This is a genomic window from Pigmentiphaga sp. CHJ604, assembly GCF_036972535.1.
Taxonomy (GTDB): Bacteria; Pseudomonadota; Gammaproteobacteria; order Burkholderiales; family Burkholderiaceae_B; genus Pigmentiphaga; species Pigmentiphaga daeguensis.
In genome coordinates, this window is record NZ_CP136998.1 from 3,316,345 (window position 1) to 3,333,233 (window position 16,889).

Genomic DNA, 16,889 nt, shown 5'->3' on the forward strand with positions numbered 1-16,889 from the left:
CCCGGCCGGCCCGCGGGCCGGCCGGGGCGATCAGCGCTCGGCGGCCGGCGCGGCGGTGGTCAGGGCCGTGCCTTCGGGCGAGATCGTGACCTTGTACTTCTCGCGCAGCGTCTGCAGCACGGCCAACTGCTCGGCCTGGGCCCAGCGGCGTTCCATCATCGACTTCTCGCCGGCGATCGCGGCGGCGTCGGGCTTGGGCGCGGCCTCGACCTTGGAGATCCGGGCAATGACATAGTCGTCGCCGGCGATCGTGCCCACAAACGCCGGCAGCTTGCCGGCCGGCGCCTTCATGACCGCGTTCAGCAGCGCGGGGGCGACGCCCTGGGGCGCATTGCGCGCCACCGTGACGACGGCGCCGAAGCCCTGGCTGGAATCCTTGGCCTGCAGGGCCTTCAGGCGTTCCTCGCCCGCCGCGCGGGCCAGATCGAGCGCCTTGTCCTGGGTCAGCTGGGCGCGGATGCCGCTGGACACGTCGGCCAGGGGCTGCACCGAAGCCGGCACGTGCTTGACCACGCGCACCGCGGCCAGGCGATTCGGGCCAAGCTCGATCACCCCCGAGTTGCGCTTCTCGCGCAGCACCTCGTCCGAGAACAGGGCCTGCGCCACCTTGGGATTGCCCAGGACGTCGTTGCCCTGCAGACCGCTGCGCGTGACGCCCTGGGCCTCCTGGATCTTCAGGCCGAATTTCTGCGCCGCGGGTTCGAGCGTATCGCTCTGCTCGTACACCAGGTTCGTGAACTGCTCGGCGGCCTCGGCGAAACGGCGGGCAGCCTGCTGCTGCTTGATTTCCTCGACGATCTGGGCGCGAACCTCGGCCAACGGCTTGACCACGGCCGGACGGATGCCGATGAGCTTGATGACATGGAAGCCGTAGTCGGTCGCCACGACGCCCGACACTTCGCCGTCCTTCAGCGCGAAGGCGGCATCCTCGAAAGGCTTGACCATCATGCCGCGGCCGAACCAGTCCAGGTCCCCGCCCTTGGCCGCCGAACCGGGATCCTGCGAGTTCTCGCGCGCCAGCCTGGCGAAATCGGCCTTGGGCGCCTTGGCCTGGTCGGCCAGGGACTGCGCCTTCTTGCGCGCTTCCTCGCGCGCGGACTCGCTGGCGCCGCTGTCGACCGTGATCAGGATGTGGCTGGCCCGGCGCTGTTCTTCCTGGCCATAGCGGCCCTTGTTCTGCTCGTAGTAGCTCTTGATGTCGTCCTCGGATACCGCGATGCCGGACGTCGACGCCCCCTGGTCCAGCACCACGTACTGCGCGTCGACCCGTTCCGGGACCTCGAAGCGGGCGCGGTTGGCCTCGTAGTAGGCCTTGACCTCGTCGTCGCTGACGCTGACCTTGGCGCGGTAGTCGGCGGCGGCCACGCGCAGGGTCTGGATGCTGCGACGCTCGGTGGCGGCGGCCACCAGGCGGTCCATGACCGCGTCCGGCATCATGGTCGACTGCGCCACCGGCCCCAGCACCTGCTGCAAGGCCAGGTCGCGCCGCAACTGGGCCTCGAACATGACCGGGGTCATGCCTTGCGCGGCCAGTGCGTCGCGGTAGCGGGCGTTGCTGAATTTGCCGTCTTCCTGCACGGCCGGAATCGCCTGGATGGTGGCGCGGAGCTGGTCGTCGGACGCCGAGAAATGGTTCTTGGTAGCCTCGGCCGAGATCAGGCGGGTGTTGATGATCTCGTCCAGCACCGCCTGGCGCATGGCCGGCGTATCGAAGGCCTGCGAATCGAACTGCGCGCCCATCATGCCGCGCAGCTGGTCGAGCCGGTTGCGCGACGCCGCGTCGAACTCCTGCTGCGTAACGGCTTCGCCCGCCACCTTGGCCAGCGACTTGTCGCCTTCCATGAAGCTGGAGTAGCCCTGTATGCCGACGAAGACGAACGACGGCAGGATCAGCAGCAGCAGGACGAACTGCATCCAGCGGCGGTGGTTACGGATGAGGTCAAACATGCGCGAATACTCCGGTCGGATGCCAGCGGCACGACGGCCATACAAGCAAAATGCCCACGGGCTCAAGGCCAATGGGCACCCATTAGTGTGGAGCCGATTCTAGCATGGCGCCTGGGGCTGGACGCCTTGCGCGACCGGCGCGGACTACGCCGGACCGACCGCGGAAAACAGTGCTGCGTCGCGCGCCAGGTCGCCGCTGGCCTGGACCCGGCGGTCGCGGCGGGCGGCGAAGTCCAGCATGCGGTCGATCGGCCGGCGCGCCTGCCGCCCCAGCGCCGGATCCAGCAGGATTTCGCCCGTGCCCCGCTCCAGGCATCCGGCCAGGTTCTCCAGTCCGTTCATGGCCATCCACGGACAATGCGCGCAGCTCTTGCAGGTCGCGCTTCCCCCCGCCGTCGGCGCCGCGATGAAAATCTTGCCGGGAGCGGCAAGCCGCATCTTGTGCAGCAGGCCCTGGTCGGTGGCCACGATGAAATGCGTGGCGTCGAGTTCGCGCGCGGCCTTGATCATCTGCGCGGTCGAGCCCACCACGTCGGCCTGGTCCACGACGGCGGGCGGCGATTCCGGATGCACCAGCACCTTGGCCTGCGGATGTTCCGCCCGCAGCAGTTCGAGCTCGATGCCCTTGAACTCGTCGTGCACCAGGCACGAGCCCTGCCACATCAGCATATCGGCGCCGGTCTGCGACCGGACGTAGGCGCCCAGGTGGCGGTCGGGCGCCCACAGGATCTTTTCCCCGCGGGCGTGCAGGTCCGCGACGATGTCCAGCGCGATGGCCGAGGTCACGGCCCAGTCCGCCCGGGCCTTCACGGCCGCGCTGGTATTGGCGTAGACCACCACGGTGCGGTCGGGATGGGCATCGCAGAAGGCCGAGAACTCGTCCAGGGGACAGCCCAGGTCCAACGAGCAGGTGGCGTCCAGGTCCGGCATCAGCACGCGCTTCTCGGGGCTGAGGATCTTGGCCGTTTCCCCCATGAACCGCACCCCCGCCACCACCAGCGTGCTGGCCGCGTGGTCGCGGCCGAAGCGCGCCATCTCCAGGGAATCCGCGACGCAGCCGCCCGTCTCGTCGGCCAGTTCCTGCAATTCGGCATCCACGTAGTAATGCGCGACCAGCACCGCGTTCTCGCGCTGGAGCAGTGCCCGGATGCGCGCCTTCAGTTCGTCCCGCCGCTGCCCCGGCAAGTCCTCGGGCACCTTGGCCCAGGCCTGCCCTACCGAGCACGAGCCGCCGGCGGCCGTGGGCGAATCGAAATCGAAAGTGCGAAGCAGCGTCTGGCTCATCCTGTCATCCGTCCATTTATGCTCATACTGAGCATTTTTTGGGTAAAAAAATATCGACCGGACTTATGCTAAATATGAGCATAACGAATGTCAATAGCGAAAACCCGAAAACGCATGGCGACATGCCGTAAAGCAAGCACCAAAAGAAAAAGGGCCTGGATGACTCCAAGCCCTTGATCCCGACACGTATGCGCTTCGACAGAGTGGTGGGTGCTACAGGGGTCGAACCTGTGACCTACGCCTTGTAAGGGCGCCGCTCTACCAACTGAGCTAAGCACCCTCTGCGATACGACTCGTGACTCGGCGCGTATTGTAGCGGATTGCCCGGGCACCTGCATCAGCCGCCCCGCGGCAGCCGGCTGGGCGGATAACCGTAGAACTTTTTGAATGCCTGCGCATACGCGCCCTCGGTGGCATAGCCCACCGCCAGCGCGATATCCAGTTGCCGCCAACCCTGCGCATGCAGTTCGGCCGCCCGGGTCATCCGTGCATAGTTGCGCCATTGCTGGAAGGACATGCCGGTATGGGCCACGAACGCGCGCTGGATGGTCTTCTCGCTGGCTCCCGCCACGCGCGCCCACGCCCCCAGCGAACGATTGTCGGCCGGATCCTGTTCCAGCGCGCGGCAGATGGGCGCGATGCGCGCATCGCCCGGGATCTGTATGCCCGGCTCGGTCCAGGGCGCCGACGCCAGTTCGTCGGCCAGCACGCGCGCCCTGCGCAGGCGCTGTTCGCCCCCGCCGCCATCCGGACTCCAGCTTGCCGCGTCCAGGATCAGTTCCCGCAGCAGCGGCCGCACGCAGACGACCACGCAGCGTCCCGCGTCGTAGAAATCCGGCTCGACGTAGACACTGTGATATCGAAAACTGCGGTCCATCAGCACGGCGTGCGGCACGCCGCGCGGTATCCACGCCGCCCTGTCGGGCGCGAGCCGTATCACCCGCTGCCGGGTCTCCAGCAGCGTCGAGCCCTGCTCGGGATAAAGCAGTTGCCCCACTTCATGGCTGTGCATGGCGGCGTGCGCCGCGCGCCCTTCCCTGACCACGATGCGCAACGGAAACCGTTGCGGGGCGACGATGCCGGACATGTCCGATCCTCAATGAAATCTGGCCGAGATGCGACGGCGCGAGAAACAGCGCCGGTCGATGATGCAGGCGTCATCAACCGGAGCCCCTCATGTACATCGACCTCACGCTTTCCATCGACATCCAGGACCCCATTATCGCCAAAGCCAGCGCCGATCCCGACAGCTACATGTCGCGCGGCCACATCGGCACCCATCTCGACGTCTACGGCGGCCAGGCCTTCCCGCCCGCCCACTACTGCATGCGGCGAGGCCTCTTGATCGACGCGCGGGACGCCGGCGACGAAATCGGCCTCACGGTCCTGGCCGGCCGCGAGTTCCAGGCCGGCGACTTCCTCATCTTCCATACCGGTCATCTCGCCCGCCACGTCTACGGCTCCCGCCCGTACTACCAGAACCAGCCGAAATTCTCGTGGGACCTGGTCCGGCACCTGGCCGAGCGCGATACCGGCTTCATCGGCCTGGACTTTCCCGGTATGCGGCCCGGCCCCGAGCACAACACCGCGGACCGCATCGTGGGCAGCCGCGGCGGCTACGTCATCGAGAATCTGGCCAATGTGGACAGATTGCATGCCCAGGCCGGCGACCGGACGTTCCTGGTCTGCACGGGATGGACCGGCTTCCAGGGCTCGACGGGACTGTCGTGCCGTGTCGTTGCCCACCTGGACTGAGACCGCAGGAGAAGCCCGCCATGACCTCGCATCCTGTTGCTCCCCCCCACCCCGACGGCAGCGCCTATCGCGCCGCCATGGCCCGCCTGGGCGCCTCGGTGCACATCGTCACCAGCGCGGGCCCCGCGGGCCGCGTGGGCCTGACGGCCTCGGCCGTCTGCAGCGTGACCGACGACCCGCCCATGCTGCTGGTGTGCCTGAACCGGCGCTCGTCGGCCCACGACGCGACGCTGGCCAACGGCGTACTGTGCGTCAACACGTTGGCCGCCGGCCACAAACCCCTGTCGCGCCGGTTCAGCGGCGGCGGGGACATGGACGGCCGGTTCGCGCAAGGCGCGTGGAGCCGCCTGGAAACGGGCTCGCCGGTCCTGGAGGACGCGATGGCCGCGTTCGACTGCCGCATCGTCGACACGACGCGGCAGGGCACGCACACCGTCATGTTATGCGAGGTCCAGGGCTTACGCACGGGAGAGGCGCCGGCCGGCCTGTTCTATTTTTCGCGGACGTATCACGCGTTGGGACCGGCAACCTAGGGACGAAAAAAAACCCTGGCGCCAAACCAGGGTTTCTCGTCACGAAGTGCGTGCGCCTTAGTTGACGGCGTCTTTCAGCGCCTTGCCCGGACGGAACTTCGGCACCTTGGCCTTCTTGATCTTGATGGCTTCGCCGGTGCGCGGGTTACGGCCGGTGCGGGCCGCGCGAGCGCTCACCGCGAAAGTGCCGAAACCGACCAGCGTCACCGTGCCGCCCTTCTTGAGCGTCGTTTTCACCGCTCCCACCAGCGCATCCAGCGAACGGCCGGCAGCCGCCTTGGAAATGTCGGCTTGCTTGGCGATGTGGTCGATAAGCTCGGTCTTGTTCATTAGGCCCCTCACAAGGTCTATCTGTGGAAAAAATTTTTGGTCCCGATGCGAGTCCGCAAGGGGCACCCCCGAAGAGCGACGTACCCCGCCGGGACTGCTCTTACGGGTACGAAACGCAGACGGCTATTTAATCCTCGGGCAGAAAGTCGTGTCAAGGGAAACCCGCTGGAAAACCGCGTAAAACCTCATGTTTCCGCATGTGACGAAAAAAAGAGGGCACTTGCGTGCCCTCTTCCATGCCCCGGACCTCGGGATCAGTGCTTCATGACGGGATCCGTGGCCGCTCCGCCTTCGGCGGCCACATGGGCCTCGACCTTGCCCTCGGCCTTCGCGGCCTCTTCCTCGGGCAATGGCTCGGGCAGCCGCTCCAGCGCGAGTTCGAGCACCCGGTCGATCCAGCGGACCGGCACGATCTCGAGGTGGTTCTTGACCGTATCCGGAATCTCCGCCAGGTCCTTGGCGTTCTCCTCCGGAATCAGCACGGTCTTGATACCGCCGCGGTGCGCCGCCAGCAGCTTCTCTTTCAGGCCGCCGATGGGCAGGACTTCGCCGCGCAACGTGATCTCGCCGGTCATCGCCACGTCGGCGCGCACCGGAATGCCCGTCAACGAGGAAACGATGGCCGTGGTGATCGCCGCGCCCGCGGACGGACCGTCCTTGGGCGTGGCGCCCTCGGGCACGTGCACGTGCATGTCCTTCTTCTCGAACACGGCGTGATCGATGCCCAGACGGCGGGCGCGCGAACGCACCACCGAGCGCGCGGCCTCGACCGACTCCTTCATGACGTCGCCCAGCGAACCGGTGCGCTGGATGGCGCCCTTGCCCGGCATGACCGCCACTTCGATCGTCAGCAGGTCGCCGCCCACCTCGGTCCATGCCAGACCGGTCACCTGGCCGATCTGGTTCTCCTTCTCGGCCACGCCGAAGGTGTAACGGCGCACGCCCAGATAGTCGTTCAGGTTGTCCGCCGTGACGACCACTTGCCGCTTGTCGCCCTTGAGCAGCAGGCCCTTGACCACCTTGCGGCAGATCTTGCTGACCTCTCGCTCCAGCGCGCGCACGCCCGCTTCCCGGGTGTAGTAGCGCACGATGTCGCGCAGGGCCGATTCCTCGACCTTGAGCTCTTCGGCCTTCAGCCCGTTGTTCTTCATCTGCTTGGGCAGCAGATGCTGCATGGCGATGTGCACCTTCTCGTCTTCGGTGTAACCCGACAGGCGGATGACCTCCATCCGGTCCAGCAACGCCGGCGGAATGTTCAGCGTGTTGCTGGTCGCCACGAACATCACGTCGGACAGGTCGAAATCGACCTCGACATAGTGGTCCTGGAAGGTGTGGTTCTGTTCCGGATCCAGCACCTCGAGCAGCGCCGACGCCGGATCGCCACGGAAATCCATGCCCATCTTGTCGACTTCGTCGAGCAGGAAAAGCGGATTGCGCGCGCCGACCTTGGAGAGGTTCTGCAGGATCTTGCCCGGCATCGAACCGATATAGGTACGGCGGTGGCCGCGGATCTCGGACTCGTCGCGCACGCCGCCCAGCGCCATCCGCACGAACTTGCGGTTGGTCGCCTTGGCGATCGACTGGCCGAGCGAGGTCTTGCCGACCCCCGGAGGGCCGACCAGGCACAGGATCGGCGCCTTGACCTTGTCCACGCGCTGTTGCACCGCAAGGTATTCAAGAATGCGTTCCTTGACCTTCTCGAGCCCGTAGTGGTCGTCGTTGAGCACCTCTTCCGCGTGCGGCAGGGAATTGTTGACCTTGCTCTTCTTCTTCCACGGCAGGCCGACCAGCGTGTCGATGTAGTTGCGCACCACGGTAGCCTCGGCCGACATGGGCGACATCAGCTTGAGCTTCTTGAGCTCGGCATCGGCCTTCTTCTTGGCCTCCTTGGGCATGTGGGCGGCGATGATCTTCTTCTCGAGTTCCTCGAAGTCGGCACCGTCCTCGCCTTCGCCCAGTTCCTTCTGGATGGCCTTGACCTGCTCGTTCAGGTAGTACTCGCGCTGGCTTTTCTCCATCTGCTTCTTGACGCGACCGCGAATGCGCTTCTCGACCTGGAGAATGTCGATCTCGGTCTCGAGCTGGGCCAGCAGCGCTTCCAGGCGCTCGGAGGTGGAGAACACCTCGAGCATCTTCTGCTTCTGTTCCAGCTTGAGCGGCAGGTGCGCCGCGATGGTGTCGGCCAGCCGGCCAGGCTCGTCGATGCCCGACAGCGAAGTCAGGATCTCCGGCGGGATCTTCTTGTTCAGTTTGACGTACTGGTCGAACTGCGACACGATCGCGCGCCGCAGGGCCTCGGTTTCCGAGCCCTGGCCCCGGTCGGGATCGATGGGCACCAGTTCGCAGGCGAAATGCGCGCCCAGGTCGTCGATGCGCGTGATACGGGCGCGCTGGGCTCCCTCGACCAGCACCTTGACGGTGCCGTCGGGCAGCTTGAGCATCTGCAGGATGCTGGCCAGGCAGCCGATCTCGTAGATGTCGTCGGCCGAGGGCTCATCCTTGGCGGCCGACTTCTGGGCCACCAGCATGATGCTCTTGCCGGCTTCCATCGCGGCTTCCAGCGCCTTGATGGACTTGGGCCGGCCCACGAACAGCGGGATGACCATGTGCGGAAATACGACCACGTCGCGCAGCGGAAGCAGCGGCAACTCGATCGGTTCGGGAGGGAGTATCTGGCTCGCAGACATGATTCGTCCTCGAATTTGAATGCAATCAGGATGAGGGCGTAAGCGTGGATTTCAAGCGTCGGCGGGCAACGTGGTCTGCTGGAACTGCCGGGCGCATGCCCTTTTCCCGCACAGCACGCCCGGGAAAAGCGTATGAACCCGAAGAGAGGCGCAGAGTCATCATTCGCCCACAGGCCATTGATTTACACGCCATGGCCCAATGTAGCATAGGTGGGGTCCCCCCCTACGCCCTTCGGGCGCCCCCCAGGGGGCGATGCGGGTGGACCGGCAAAGCCGGATCCACCGCATCCTGGGGTAACAACGGGCTGGCGGAGACTGGCGATACTGCCAAACGCCTGGCTGGATTGGAAAAGAACAACGGCCTTGCGCGCAAACAAGGCCGTTTTCTTTTCCTGATCGTTCCCCAGACCCAGGGCACAGCGGATCCGGCTTTGCCGGTCCGCCAGTGCCGCCCCCTGGGGGGCGCGCGTCAGCGCGTAGGGGGGGCCCTACTTATTGGCGACCTTGGGCTTGTCGCCGTAGATCAGGAGGGGGATGCCTTCGCCGGTGATGGCGTTTTCGTCCAGGACGACCTTGACGACGTTGCCCTGGGTGGGCAGTTCGTACATGGTGTCGAGCAGCGCGGCTTCGATGATGGAGCGCAGGCCGCGGGCGCCGGTCTTGCGCTTGAGCGCCTTCTGGGCGATGGCCAGGAGAGCCTGGGGCCGCACGTCCAGTTCGGCGCCTTCCATGGCCAGCAGCTTCTGGAACTGCTTGACCAGGGCGTTCTTGGGCTCGACCAGGATCTGGATCAGGGCCTCCTCGTTCAGCTCGTCCAGCGTCGCCACCACGGGCAGGCGGCCGACCAGTTCGGGGATGAGGCCGAACTTGATCAGGTCCTCGGGCTCGACTTCGCCGAACAGCGCGCTGACCGAGCGCTCCGACTCCGCCTTGACCGAGGCGCCGAAGCCGATGCCGGACTTTTCGGTGCGGCCGCGGATGACTTTCTCCAGCCCGTCGAACGCGCCGCCGCAGATGAACAGGATGTTGGTCGTGTCGATCTGCACGAAATCCTGGTTCGGGTGCTTGCGGCCGCCCTGCGGGGGAACGGAGGCGACGGTACCCTCGATCAGCTTGAGCAGGGCCTGCTGCACACCTTCGCCCGACACGTCGCGGGTGATGGACGGATTGTCGGCCTTGCGCGAGATCTTGTCGATCTCGTCGATGTAGACGATGCCGCGCTGGGCCTTTTCCACATCGTAGTTGCAGTTCTGCAGCAGCTTCTGGATGATGTTCTCGACGTCCTCGCCCACGTAGCCGGCCTCGGTCAACGTGGTGGCGTCGGCGATCACGAACGGCACGTTCAGCAGGCGGGCCAGCGTCTGGGCCAGCAGCGTCTTGCCCGAACCGGTGGGGCCGATCAGCAGGATGTTGCTCTTGGACAACTCGACGTCGTCCGTCTTGCCGCCGGCATGACGGATGCGCTTGTAGTGGTTGTACACCGCCACCGACAGGATCCGCTTGGCCCGGGTCTGGCCGATCACGTATTGGTCGAGGATCTCCTTGATCTCGGCCGGCGTGGGCAGTTCGGACTTGGCGCCGGTCTTGACGTCGGCGGCCACTTCGTCACGGATGATGTCGTTGCACAGGTCGATGCACTCATCGCAAATGAACACCGACGGTCCGGCGATCAGCTTGCGAACCTCATGCTGGCTCTTGCCGCAAAACGAGCAATAGAGCAGCTTCTCGTTCGACCCTTTCTTTTCCGACATGCTCAACCCTGTTCGGTACGACTGCTGAAGACTTTGTCGATCAAGCCATACGATAGCGCATCGGCCGCCGACATGAAATTGTCGCGCTCGGTGTCCACCGCGATGCGTTCGATCGGCTGGCCGGTGTTCTCGGCCAGGATCCGGTTCAGGCGCTCGCGCAGGTACAGGATCTCGCGCGCGTGGATTTCGATATCCGTCGCCTGGCCCTGGGCGCCGCCCGAGGGCTGGTGGATCATGATGCGGGAATTGGGCAGCGAGATCCGCTTGCCCTTGGCGCCGGCGGCCAGCAGGAAAGCGCCCATGCTGGCGGCCAGGCCGGTGCAGAGCGTGGCCACGTCGGGCTTGACGAACTGCATGGTGTCATAGATGGCCATGCCCGCGTACACCGACCCGCCGGGCGAGTTGATGTACAGCGAGATGTCCTTCTCGGGATTTTCCGACTCCAGGAACAGGAGCTGGGCCACGATCAGGTTGGCGGTGGCATCGGCCACCGGGCCCACCAGGAAGATGATCCGCTCTTTCAGCAGACGCGAGTAGATGTCGTACGCACGCTCGCCCCGGCCGGACTGTTCGATCACCATCGGCACGTAGCCGAGGGCCTTGGGGCCGAGAGACTCGGCCCCGTACATGGATGCGTAGAAATCTACGAAGCGTTGCATTAGGCAGTTCCCATCAATTCATCGAAGGAGACTTGCTCGTCCTTGACCTTGGCCTTGGACAGCACGTGCTGGACGACGTTGTCCTCGAGCACGATGGCCTCGATTTCGGCCAGGCGAGCCTTGTCCGTCAGATAGTAGCGCACGACTTCCTCGGGCTTCTCGTAGCTCTGGGCGAAGTCCTCGATGCGGGCGCGGATCTGGTCGGGCTTGGCCTTGAGGTTCTCGGCCTTGACCAGCTCCGAAACCAGCAGGCCCAGGCGCACGCGGCGCTCGGATTCCGAGGCGAAGGCCTCGGCCGGGATCGGCAGCTTGTCGGCGTTGGGCACGCCGCGCTGGCGCAGGTCCTCGCGGGCCGCTTCGATGCGGCGCTCGGTGTCGTCGTTGACCAGGGCCTTGGGAATGTCGAAGGTCGCGGCCTTGGCCAGCGCATCCATCACGCTCGACTTGGTGCGGGCCTGGGTGCGGCTGCGCACTTCGCGCTCGAGGTTGGCGCGGATGTCGGCACGCAGCTTCTCGACGTCGCCTTCGGCCTGGCCCAGTTGCTTGGCGAACTCGGCATCGACCTGGGGCAGCACGCCCTCTTCCACCTTCTTGACGGTGATGGTGAACTCGGCGGTCTTGCCGGCGACTTCGGCCGAACCGTAGTCGGCGGGGAACGTCAGCGGGAACACCTTGGTCTCGCCGGCCTTCATGCCGCGCGCGGCCGCTTCGAACTCGGGCAGCATGCGGCCCTGGCCGAGCACGAACGGGAAGTCCTCGGCGGTACCGCCCTGGAACGCGACGCCGTCGATGGTGCCGGCAAAGTCCAGCGTCACGCGGTCGTCGTCGCCCGCGGCCCGGCCTTCGCGCTCTTCGAACGTCACGCGCTGCTTGCGCAGGATGTCCACCGTGCGATCGACCTCGGCATCACCCACTTCGCTCTTGGCGCTGGTGACTTCCAGGGCGGTCAGGTCGGGAATGGCGACTTCCGGGTAGACCTCGAACGTGGCGCTGAAGGCCACCACGTCGTCGGCCACGCCTTCGGTCTTGGGCTCGACGGACGGCGAACCCGCCAGGCGCAGCTTGGACTCGGCCACGACCTTTTCCAGGGCGTCGCCGATCTTGGCGTTCAGCACTTCCATGCGCACTTCGGGACCGTAGGTACGGGCCAGCATGGGCAGCGGGACCTTGCCGGGACGGAAGCCCGGCATCTTGGCGGTGCGGGCCAGGCGCTTGAGGCGCGTCTCGACTTCTTTTTCGATGTCGGCCACCGGCACGGAAAGATCAACGCGGCGCTCAAGCCCCGACAGGGTTTCAACCACAGGCTGCATGCAAAAACCTATATTGAGTATGTGTAATCGACAGAACCGGACACCCGCGCCGCGAGAGGCACCGCAACCAGAGATCGATCCGGGCATTCGCGAATTGTGCCACAGCCCCCGTGCGGCGCCGCAGCGCCGCGCGGGGGCTCCGGAAGCCGCCTTGCCGGCTGCGGCCGGACACCACCAGGGTTGTTCAAACTTGTGGTGCGACCGAGAGGAATCGAACCTCCACAGGATTTCTCCCGACAGGACCTAAACCTGTTGCGTCTACCAATTTCGCCACGGTCGCACATCAGAAACCGGATTGTAACCCGAGTCTCCGAAAAGGCCCGGCGCCCCCCGCCTCCCGCCCGGGGGCGACGGCCCCGCCGGCCCGCCAACCATTGTTTTCGCTCGGCGCGCACGTAGCGGCCCCGGCGGGGCGCCCGTTTACCGTTATTGATCATCCTCACCAAAACGTTGGGATAGATTGCCATTGCAATCCCGCAACGCATTCTTACCCGCAATGATAGAAACCCATACGCCAGAAGTCGCCGTCCTGCTCGGGGAGACCGGCCGCGATTACGAAATCGCGGACGAGCTGATGCGTGCCGGCTTCAGCGTCTACGTCTGCACCAGCTCGCAGGAAGTGCATGCGCTGCTGCGAGCGGGCAAGAACCCGGTGGTGCTTGCCGACGCGGCGCGGGCGGCGGCGTTCGACAGCTATTCGCTGACCCGGCTCGTCTACATCCCGCCCGATCCCGGCCAGGCCGCCGACAAGCCCCATGTGGAAGTCCGCGTGCTGGGCGCCGATCCGAGCGCCGAGCTGCTGCCCATCCTGCGCGCCATGCGGCGCCATCTCGCCCTGGCCGCGCCGCGCCTGGCCGAACCGCCGCCCGAGACGCCCACGCCGGCGCTGTGGCTCCTGTCCACGCCCCCGCGCCGCCTGACGAGCCCCGAAGGCCGCAGCCTGCCGCTGACCCTGACCGAATGGCAGTTCATCAGCCATCTTTTCGGCGAGCGCAACCGTACCCTGACCTTCGCCCAATGGCAGGCCGTCTCGGCCAAGGACGGCGCCCGCCAGTTGCACAACGTCGCGGTCCTGGTCAGCCGGCTGCGCCGCAAGGCCCAGCGGCACGGCATCACCCTGCCCCTGGAGGCCGTCCGGGGCGTGGGCTACTCCTTCACGCAGCCCTGCGGGGACCTGGCGTCGGGAACCAGGCAGGCCGGCTAGCCGCTACGCGACCGCTGCCCCCCCCGGAGGGCGCTTGTTGCCTTGGGGCGGCCCCACGGCAAAATGCCCGCCCCGAGGTTACAATCGCGGCCATGAATCCACGCCTCGGGCTGCTGCAGCCCTATCCCTTCGAAAAACTGCGCGCGCTGTATGCCGATGTCGTGCCGCCCGCCAGCCTGCGTCCCGTCAGCCTGTCCATCGGCGAGCCCAAGCACGCCACGCCGGCTTTCATCGAGGACGCCATCCGGCAGAACCTGTCCGGGCTGTCGGGCTACCCCCCCACCAAGGGCTCGCCCGCGCTGCGCGCCGCCATCGCCGGCTGGCTGGAACGGCGCTACGGGCTGCCCGCGATCGATCCCGACACGCAGGTGCTGCCCGTGCTGGGCTCGCGCGAGGCCTTGTTCGCCTTCGCGCAGGTGGTGATCGACGGCGCGCGGCAGCCCCGCGTGCTGTGTCCCAACCCGTTCTACCAGATCTACGAAGGCGCCGCGCTGCTGGCCGGCGCCCGTCCCACCTTCGTCAACGCCGACCCGGCGCGCAACTTCGGCTGCGACTGGGCCTCGGTCTCGCCCGCCGAATGGGGAGAGACCCGGCTGGTCTACGTCTGCTCGCCCGGCAATCCGGCGGGCAACGTCATGGACCTGGACGAATGGAAGTACCTGTTCGAGCAGGCCGACAAGTACGGCTTCATCATCGCCTCGGACGAGTGCTATTCCGAGATCTACCTGGACGAGGCCGAGCCGCCGCTGGGCGCGCTCGAGGCGGCCCACCGCCTGGGCCGCGGCGACTTCCACAATATCGTGGTGTTCTCCAGCCTGTCCAAGCGCTCGAACGTGCCCGGCATGCGCTCCGGCTTCGTGGCGGGCGACGCCAGGCTGCTGGCCAGGTTCCTGCTGTACCGCACCTACCATGGCAGCGCGATGAGCGACGTGGTCTCGGCGGCCAGCATCGCGGCCTGGAACGACGAGGAACACGTGCGCGAGAACCGGCGCATGTACCGCGAGAAATTCGACGCTGTCCTGCCCATCCTGCAGGAGGCGATGGATATCCAGCGCCCGCAGGCCTCGTTCTACCTCTGGCCGCGCACGCCCATCGACGACGCCGAGTTCACCCGCGGCCTGCTGGCGCAAGAAAACGTCACGGCCCTGCCGGGCAGCTACCTCGCGCGCGAGACCCCCGCCGGCAACCCCGGGGCCAACCGCGTACGCCTGGCGCTGGTGGCGCCGCTGGACGAATGCGTCGAGGCGGCCCACCGCCTGGCCCGCTACGCCCGCTCGCTGCCGACCAGCCGCATCGCATGAACGACTAGAACACCCATACCGCATGTAAACACACCCCACCCAGGGCACAGCGGATCCGGTTCCGCCGGTCCGCCAGTGCCGCCCCCTCGGGGGACGCGCGCAAGCGCGTAGGGGGGTCCTTCTATTGGATATCCGACCATGAGCCAAGACCTCAAGACCGTCATCGAACAAGCCTGGGAAGACCGCGCCTCGCTGTCGCCCTCTTCTGCCCCCGCCGCCGTCCGCGAAGCCGTCGAGCACGTCCTTGCCGGGCTGGACAAGGGCGAACTGCGCGTGGCCGAGAAGCAGAACGGCGACTGGACCGTCCACCAGTGGATCAAGAAGGCCGTGCTGCTGTCCTTCCGCCTGGAAGACAACGTCGTGATGGGCACCGGCCCGGGCAGCGCCCTGCAGTTCTACGACAAGGTACCCAGCAAGTTCGCCGGCTACAGCGCCGAGGACTTCAAGCAAGGCGGCTTCCGCGTCGTGCCGCCCGCCGCCGCCCGCCGCGGCTCGTTCATCGCCCGCAACGCCGTGCTGATGCCCTCTTACGTGAACATCGGCGCCTACGTCGACGAAGGCACCATGGTCGATACCTGGGCCACCGTGGGCTCGTGCGCGCAGATCGGCAAGAACGTGCACCTGTCGGGCGGCGTGGGCATCGGCGGCGTGCTCGAACCGCTGCAGGCCAACCCCACCATCATCGAAGACAACTGCTTCATCGGCGCCCGTTCGGAAGTCGTCGAAGGCGTGATCATCGAGGAAAACTCGGTCCTGTCCATGGGTGTGTTCATCGGCCAGAGCACCAAGATCTACAACCGCGAAACCGGTGAGATCACCTACGGCCGCGTGCCCTCGGGCTCGGTGGTCGTGCCCGGCAGCCTGCCCTCGGCCGACGGCAAGTACAGCCTGAACTGCGCCGTGATCGTCAAGCGCGTCGATGCGCAAACCCGCGTCAAGACCAGCATCAACGACCTGCTGCGCGCCTGACCCCGGACTTTCCAACGCACTCGCCATGACCACTTCCGTCCTGTCCCTGGTTGAAGAACTGATCCGCCGTCCCTCGGTCACGCCCGAGGACGAAGGCTGCCAGGCCTTGCTGGCCCAACGCCTGGCGGCGCTCGGCTTCGCCTGCGAAACCATCGCGGGCGGCGGGGTGGTCAACCTGTGGGCGCGGCGCGGCGCCGAAGGGCCGCTGGTGGTCTTCGCCGGCCACACCGACGTGGTGCCGCCCGGCCCGCGCGAGCAATGGCATACCGACCCGTTCGTGCCCACGCAGGTCGACGGGAACCTGTACGGCCGCGGCGCGGCCGACATGAAAAGCTCGATCGCCGCCTTCGTGGTTGCGGCCGAGGAATTCATCGCGCACAACCCCGACCATCCCGGCTCGATCGGCCTCCTGATCACCTCCGACGAGGAAGGGCCGGCCACCGACGGTACCGTCAAGGTCTGCGAGCAGCTCGTGGCCCGGGGCGAGCGCCTGGACTACTGCATCGTGGGCGAACCCACGTCGTCCGTGCAACTGGGCGACACCATCAAGAACGGCCGCCGCGGATCGCTGTCCGGGCGGCTCGTGGTCAAGGGCATCCAGGGCCACGTCGCCTATCCGGAAAAAGCGCGCAACCCCATCCACCAGTGCGCGGGCGCGCTGGCCGAGCTGGCAGCCACCGAATGGGACCGGGGCAACGAATACTTCCCGCCCACCACCTTCCAGATTTCCAACTTCCACAGCGGCACGGGCGCCACCAACGTCGTGCCGGGCGAAGCGGTCATCGACTTCAATTTCCGCTTTTCCACCGCCAGCACCGCCGACGACCTGAAAACCCGCGTGCTCGCCGTCCTTGATCGCCACCAGCTCGAATACACGGTGGACTGGACCCTGAGCGGCCTGCCTTTCCTGACGCCGCGCGGAACGCTGTGCAGCGCGCTGGGCGACGCCATCGCCGCCGAGCTCGGCATCGAGGCCGAGCTGTCCACCACCGGCGGCACCTCCGACGGCCGCTTCATCGCCCGGATCTGCCCGCAGGTCGTGGAGTTCGGCCCGGTCAACGCCACCATCCACAAGGTCAACGAACACATCGCCGTGGATAGCCTGGAGCCGCTGAAGAACGTCTACCGCCGGACGCTGGAAGCGCTGCTGAGGTGATGC

Annotated in this window: 14 protein-coding genes and 2 tRNA genes; 6 read left to right on the forward strand and 10 right to left on the reverse strand. The window is 66.4% G+C overall.

Annotated elements, in window-relative coordinates:
• Positions 1 to 30 precede the first annotated feature (30 nt).
• The 4 genes from R4823_RS15980 to R4823_RS15995 all read right to left on the reverse strand — a co-directional run bounded on the left by R4823_RS15980 (position 31) and on the right by R4823_RS15995 (position 4,318).
• Positions 31 to 1,947, reverse strand: coding sequence for a SurA N-terminal domain-containing protein (locus R4823_RS15980; RefSeq protein WP_087840621.1), 1,917 nt, complete (start codon positions 1,945 to 1,947; stop codon positions 31 to 33).
• Positions 1,948 to 2,091: 144 nt separating this feature from the next.
• Entirely contained in the window at positions 2,092 to 3,231 is a 1,140-nt protein-coding gene (nadA, locus tag R4823_RS15985; RefSeq protein WP_132978726.1) for a quinolinate synthase NadA, read from the reverse strand.
• 204 nt (positions 3,232 to 3,435) lie between these two features.
• Positions 3,436 to 3,511: transfer RNA gene (locus tag R4823_RS15990), tRNA-Val, on the reverse strand.
• Between the two features lie 57 nt (positions 3,512 to 3,568).
• Positions 3,569 to 4,318, reverse strand: a complete 750-nt coding sequence (locus R4823_RS15995; RefSeq protein ID WP_087840619.1) for a helix-turn-helix transcriptional regulator — start codon at positions 4,316 to 4,318, stop codon at positions 3,569 to 3,571.
• Between the two features lie 89 nt (positions 4,319 to 4,407).
• Between R4823_RS15995 and R4823_RS16000 the strand changes: the two genes are divergently transcribed.
• Positions 4,408 to 4,986, forward strand: a complete 579-nt coding sequence (locus R4823_RS16000) for a cyclase family protein (RefSeq protein ID WP_087840618.1) — start codon at positions 4,408 to 4,410, stop codon at positions 4,984 to 4,986.
• Positions 4,987 to 5,006: 20 nt separating this feature from the next.
• Positions 5,007 to 5,519, forward strand: coding sequence for a flavin reductase (locus R4823_RS16005; RefSeq protein WP_087840617.1), 513 nt, complete (start codon positions 5,007 to 5,009; stop codon positions 5,517 to 5,519).
• Between the two features lie 57 nt (positions 5,520 to 5,576).
• On the opposite strand, the gene R4823_RS16010 is transcribed toward R4823_RS16005, so the two are convergent.
• The 6 genes from R4823_RS16010 to R4823_RS16035 form a co-directional block, all read right to left on the reverse strand.
• Positions 5,577 to 5,915 (reverse strand): HU family DNA-binding protein, encoded by a 339-nt coding sequence (locus R4823_RS16010; RefSeq protein WP_165404624.1) that lies wholly within the window; start codon positions 5,913 to 5,915, stop codon positions 5,577 to 5,579.
• 188 nt (positions 5,916 to 6,103) lie between these two features.
• Positions 6,104 to 8,536 carry an endopeptidase La gene (gene lon / locus R4823_RS16015; RefSeq protein WP_087840615.1) on the reverse strand — a complete coding sequence of 811 codons (2,433 nt, stop codon included), beginning with the start codon at positions 8,534 to 8,536 and terminating at the stop codon, positions 6,104 to 6,106.
• A gap of 488 nt (positions 8,537 to 9,024) precedes the next feature.
• Positions 9,025 to 10,287, reverse strand: coding sequence for an ATP-dependent Clp protease ATP-binding subunit ClpX (gene clpX, locus R4823_RS16020; RefSeq protein ID WP_087840614.1), 1,263 nt, complete (start codon positions 10,285 to 10,287; stop codon positions 9,025 to 9,027).
• 2 nt (positions 10,288 to 10,289) lie between these two features.
• The gene (clpP, locus tag R4823_RS16025; protein ID WP_087840613.1) at positions 10,290 to 10,946 is read right to left on the reverse strand and encodes an ATP-dependent Clp endopeptidase proteolytic subunit ClpP; all 657 of its coding nucleotides are present in this window, start codon (positions 10,944 to 10,946) and stop codon (positions 10,290 to 10,292) included.
• On the reverse strand, positions 10,946 to 12,256 hold the full coding sequence (tig, locus tag R4823_RS16030) for a trigger factor (protein ID WP_087840612.1): 1,311 nt from the start codon (positions 12,254 to 12,256) through the stop codon (positions 10,946 to 10,948). Before tig ends, clpP begins: the two co-directional genes overlap by 1 nt.
• Positions 12,257 to 12,449: 193 nt before the next feature.
• Positions 12,450 to 12,536 (reverse strand) — tRNA-Leu (locus R4823_RS16035).
• A gap of 216 nt (positions 12,537 to 12,752) precedes the next feature.
• Between R4823_RS16035 and R4823_RS16040 the strand changes: the two genes are divergently transcribed.
• From R4823_RS16040 to dapE, 4 genes are all read left to right on the forward strand, one after another.
• On the forward strand, positions 12,753 to 13,460 hold the full coding sequence (locus R4823_RS16040; RefSeq protein WP_087840611.1) for a hypothetical protein: 708 nt from the start codon (positions 12,753 to 12,755) through the stop codon (positions 13,458 to 13,460).
• Between the two features lie 92 nt (positions 13,461 to 13,552).
• Entirely contained in the window at positions 13,553 to 14,761 is a 1,209-nt protein-coding gene (dapC, locus tag R4823_RS16045; RefSeq protein ID WP_087840610.1) for a succinyldiaminopimelate transaminase, read from the forward strand.
• Between the two features lie 138 nt (positions 14,762 to 14,899).
• On the forward strand, positions 14,900 to 15,730 hold the full coding sequence (gene dapD, locus R4823_RS16050) for a 2,3,4,5-tetrahydropyridine-2,6-dicarboxylate N-succinyltransferase (RefSeq protein WP_087840609.1): 831 nt from the start codon (positions 14,900 to 14,902) through the stop codon (positions 15,728 to 15,730).
• 25 nt (positions 15,731 to 15,755) lie between these two features.
• Positions 15,756 to 16,886: a succinyl-diaminopimelate desuccinylase gene (dapE, locus tag R4823_RS16055; RefSeq protein WP_087840608.1), complete on the forward strand. Its 1,131-nt coding sequence runs from the start codon at positions 15,756 to 15,758 to the stop codon at positions 16,884 to 16,886.
• Positions 16,887 to 16,889: the final 3 nt, after the last annotated feature.

What these genes read in the sequence shown, in the direction of transcription:
- dapE (WP_087840608.1), top strand. Translation starts at nt 15,756, where the DNA reads ATGACCACTTCCGTCCTGTCCCTGGTTGAAGAACTGATCCGCCGTCCC.
- clpP (WP_087840613.1), bottom strand. Translation starts at nt 10,946, where the DNA reads ATGCAACGCTTCGTAGATTTCTACGCATCCATGTACGGGGCCGAGTCT.
- R4823_RS16040 (WP_087840611.1), top strand. Translation starts at nt 12,753, where the DNA reads ATGATAGAAACCCATACGCCAGAAGTCGCCGTCCTGCTCGGGGAGACC.
- dapD (WP_087840609.1), top strand. Translation starts at nt 14,900, where the DNA reads ATGAGCCAAGACCTCAAGACCGTCATCGAACAAGCCTGGGAAGACCGC.
- clpX (WP_087840614.1), bottom strand. Translation starts at nt 10,287, where the DNA reads ATGTCGGAAAAGAAAGGGTCGAACGAGAAGCTGCTCTATTGCTCGTTT.
- tig (WP_087840612.1), bottom strand. Translation starts at nt 12,256, where the DNA reads ATGCAGCCTGTGGTTGAAACCCTGTCGGGGCTTGAGCGCCGCGTTGAT.
- R4823_RS16005 (WP_087840617.1), top strand. Translation starts at nt 5,007, where the DNA reads ATGACCTCGCATCCTGTTGCTCCCCCCCACCCCGACGGCAGCGCCTAT.
- R4823_RS15980 (WP_087840621.1), bottom strand. Translation starts at nt 1,947, where the DNA reads ATGTTTGACCTCATCCGTAACCACCGCCGCTGGATGCAGTTCGTCCTG.
- nadA (WP_132978726.1), bottom strand. Translation starts at nt 3,231, where the DNA reads ATGAGCCAGACGCTGCTTCGCACTTTCGATTTCGATTCGCCCACGGCC.
- dapC (WP_087840610.1), top strand. Translation starts at nt 13,553, where the DNA reads ATGAATCCACGCCTCGGGCTGCTGCAGCCCTATCCCTTCGAAAAACTG.
- R4823_RS15995 (WP_087840619.1), bottom strand. Translation starts at nt 4,318, where the DNA reads ATGTCCGGCATCGTCGCCCCGCAACGGTTTCCGTTGCGCATCGTGGTC.
- lon (WP_087840615.1), bottom strand. Translation starts at nt 8,536, where the DNA reads ATGTCTGCGAGCCAGATACTCCCTCCCGAACCGATCGAGTTGCCGCTG.
- R4823_RS16000 (WP_087840618.1), top strand. Translation starts at nt 4,408, where the DNA reads ATGTACATCGACCTCACGCTTTCCATCGACATCCAGGACCCCATTATC.